4 protein-coding genes are annotated in these 3,427 nt (G+C 31.4%); all 4 read right to left on the reverse strand.

Annotation, left to right across the window (positions count from 1 at the left end):
* Nucleotides 1-264, reverse strand: a 264-nt coding sequence (locus M663_RS14880) for a hypothetical protein (protein ID WP_029689137.1), incomplete at its 3' end; no start/stop codon positions are given.
* Between the two features lie 195 nt (nucleotides 265-459).
* Nucleotides 460-1,599 (reverse strand): hypothetical protein, encoded by a 1,140-nt coding sequence (locus M663_RS0112470; RefSeq protein WP_029689138.1) that lies wholly within the window; start codon nucleotides 1,597-1,599, stop codon nucleotides 460-462.
* 330 nt (nucleotides 1,600-1,929) lie between these two features.
* On the reverse strand, nucleotides 1,930-2,856 hold the full coding sequence (locus M663_RS0112475; RefSeq protein WP_273702730.1) for an amidase domain-containing protein: 927 nt from the start codon (nucleotides 2,854-2,856) through the stop codon (nucleotides 1,930-1,932).
* Between the two features lie 137 nt (nucleotides 2,857-2,993).
* Nucleotides 2,994-3,194 carry a helix-turn-helix domain-containing protein gene (locus tag M663_RS0112480; protein ID WP_029689140.1) on the reverse strand — a complete coding sequence of 67 codons (201 nt, stop codon included), beginning with the start codon at nucleotides 3,192-3,194 and terminating at the stop codon, nucleotides 2,994-2,996.
* Nucleotides 3,195-3,427 lie beyond the last annotated feature (233 nt).

Genomic DNA, 3,427 nt, shown 5'->3' on the forward strand with positions numbered 1-3,427 from the left:
GAATTCTTCTGGTTCAAGTAATTCTTTATATTTTAAAAGCATATATTTATCTATTACCTCATCCTCAAATGAGATATAACTATACGTGATTCTATCAATTCCCTCTTCTTTACCCTCACTATTCCCATTATTTCTTGGTGCATCCAATATTAAAAGCTCTTTATATTTTACTTCCTGGTATTTCTTTTTAAGTTTTACAGATTCAAACTTGACATACCTAGCTAAATACCCAATAAAAGTAAATTCCACCTCATTTTCTTTCATCTCTTTGCCCTCCTTACCTCTCCTTTCTCTTCCATTATACCTCTTTAAATGTTAAAATTTATTAAGAAATCCTTAAATTTTGATTACAAATTGTTAACAATTAAAAATGTAAAAAACAGTTCACTTTATCTGCTTTTTTGATTAAGTGAACTGTTTATTAATTTTAATAAACTGTATATAGATTATGCTATTATATTATTCTATTGTTTCTAAATTCGGGAAGTACATCAGATCTGCATTAAATTCTTTGTGCAGATTTTTATCTTTCACATCAATCGAATATGCAACTTTCTTATCAGAACCAATTATATCCCACATATCATTGCTTTTAGGATGTATTGCACCTAATAGCTTGTTATCTTTAAGCGCACATATTAAAGGCTCTACATTTGTATCTGTACTTATAGGAAGGCTTAAAATCAACACATCTTTGTATTTCCCAACAGGCTTTATATCTTTGGAATAGTCTGCCTTGAAATCTCCTTCTCTAACGATACTTCTACATCCTTTCACAACATCATCAAGTAAAGTTACCTTTTTCCCCTTAAGATCGACTTCACATAAAGTTTTGAAACATTGGATATAGTATTTAGAACCTATAAGCATTGTATTATAAGGACTAGGTGTATAAACAACACCACCTTCAGGAAGTTTTACCTCTTCCCAGCTTATCTTGTCGATGTTATCTACATTGCTTTTGGCAATATATACATTTGTATGTGTATCAAACGGATAACTAAAGATAAATGTTATATCACCTGTTTTTCTATCATAATCTATAAAGCAGGGGTAGTCATATTCACCTACTGTTATGTCATTGCCTTTGTCATCCTTTGTTTTATATAGAAATGATACATCCTTTTCCACTACATCGTTGCCATTGTGCAAGTATAATGTATAGCTTTTAACTTTTTTGATTGGTTCAGAGTTGTTATCCAAATTTCTTTTAGCTTTGATGTCTTTGCCGTATACAGTATTCATATCATTGCTTTTGACAATCTCTGCTTTATCTTTATATTCATGTGTTGGATAAGACGTTTTCCTTAATACTATCCTACTATCTCCATCCCAAAATACTGGGGTGAGAAAATTCCTATCTTCAGAAACATAGACCGTCTCTTCAGTTAAATTTACTTTAACATTATTTAAATCCCAATAACATAACCTTGCAGCATATTTATTGTCTGACTCATTTGTATATACAAAAAAAGGTATTTTTATCTCTTCAATGCCGCTCTTAGGGCTTTTATTTTCTGTAACTTTAGTATTATCTACAGTATAACAACCTGTAGCAATAAATATAAGTACAAAGACCATCAAGAAAAACTTTTTCATAAAGAACAAAACCTCCTTCTTTAAAAATTCATACAAAGAAGAAGCAACATAAGCTTCTTCTTTATATGAATTAAACACTAATTAATCTTAATTCCACAGAACATAATATTCATAGCCTGATACATTTGAGTAATTTACTTGATTCCTATCATTTGTATGCCCACTAAATTGCCTTGTTATTGTATCATTTTTAACAATCATGACGACATGAGAAGTAGATGTGTAAAGGACCCCTCCAGCCGATGCAGATGTATAATTTGATGCTTTCCAGTATCCCTTACCAACCATATATCTTTTTAGCGCATCTGTATTTACCCATGCTAATGTCGTCTATGCGGCAGTACCTCTATGCCAAGTACTATCCATTGGAATGCCACCTGCATGTAAAGCTTGTGATACAAAATCAGCGCAATCATTATGACATAACTCAGAATAATATGGATACACATCATTGTTCCATGTGTTTCTGGCTTGCAGTATGCCACAGGACGTTCCATGATCATAGCATGATGTAGCATTTATAGACCATTTATTGGCATAGTCTCTTGCAGCAATCCTGTCATATGAAGCATAAAGTGCAGGTGAATATTCCTCTCCCTGTGAATTCAAAATCTGTTGCATATCGTGTATGCCCTCTTCCTCCATTTTTTCTAAAGATTTAGGAAGCAGATCTTGTATTGGAACCAGAGTATCAATATTCTCTGCCATTATGTTTATTGAATCTTGAATAATCTGATTGTTTTTTACATCAGCAGTAATTGTCAGAAAGAAATTATTATCATCAGCTTTATTTATATATTGACTTAGATCATTAAATCTAAACTCCAATTCCTTAGAGGCCTTTGATAATTGATCTTCTTTTAGGCTATTTTTATTTGCTTCAAAAAGAGCACTGTTCATTTTAGCATTAGATTCATATTTAAAATTATTTAGATTGACCTCTTTAAGCATTCCCTTGACGTATGGAAGGTCCTCAACTCTCTTTGCTTTTAAAGTCGTATTCATAGTTACAAAAAGATTTGCCTCAATTTTTGAATCAGTAACTTTTAAGTCATTAAATTTAACTTGAATGCTGTTAATTGTGTAAAACTGTCCGAATCCATTAGTCAACACATTTTTTACTTTCTGTTCAATTGCATTTTTATGAGCATTTGTATAATCCGTTTTAGCATATGTAACAGATGCATAAGCTGTGGTCACTAATGACAACATCAACAAAGCCAGCAATATGCCTTTTGCCATTTTTAATACTTTCATATTCCTTCTCCTCTCTTTTATATTGTGTAATACCATAAAATTACAACCACTTTCACCTCCCACTTTTTTTATTTTCCCCTCTATCTATATAAAAGCCAAAATTTCTAAAAAATATTCCATAACCTAAAATTTATTTTTCATTTTATCTCAAAATTTCTTACTGCTCTTATTATAATCTCGATTAAATCCTGCCTTAACTCTTCTTTTATTTCTTCATCTGCACCTTTTACACTATTCATTATCAAGGGCTCAAATCGCCTTATTATTTCCTCTATAGCCTCCTTATCCCCTTGTTTTGCTTTCAAAATAATTTCAAAAAGCCTTTCAGCTAATTCCACCTCATTTTCTTTCGTTTTCTTTCCCTTGCCTCTCCTCTTTCTTCCATTATACCTCTTTAAATGTTAAAATTTATTAAGAAATTCTTAAATTTTGGTTACAAATTGGTAATAATTTAAAATATAAAAGACGGCTCACTTCATCTAAAAACAGATGATAGGAACCGTCCCCGGCGTTTGTTTTATAAAAGTTTTTACACCCTAAATAATGCCCATTCCTGTTTAAACATTAGTGC

The sequence above is a fragment of the Thermoanaerobacter sp. A7A genome, assembly GCF_000445185.1.
Lineage (GTDB): Bacteria > Bacillota > Thermoanaerobacteria > Thermoanaerobacterales > Thermoanaerobacteraceae > Thermoanaerobacter.

Bases quoted from the DNA above. Each gene is read 5' to 3' on its own strand.
- M663_RS0112470 (WP_029689138.1), bottom strand. From the start codon at position 1,599: ATGAAAAAGTTTTTCTTGATGGTCTTTGTACTTATATTTATTGCTACA.
- M663_RS0112475 (WP_273702730.1), bottom strand. From the start codon at position 2,856: ATGAAAGTATTAAAAATGGCAAAAGGCATATTGCTGGCTTTGTTGATG.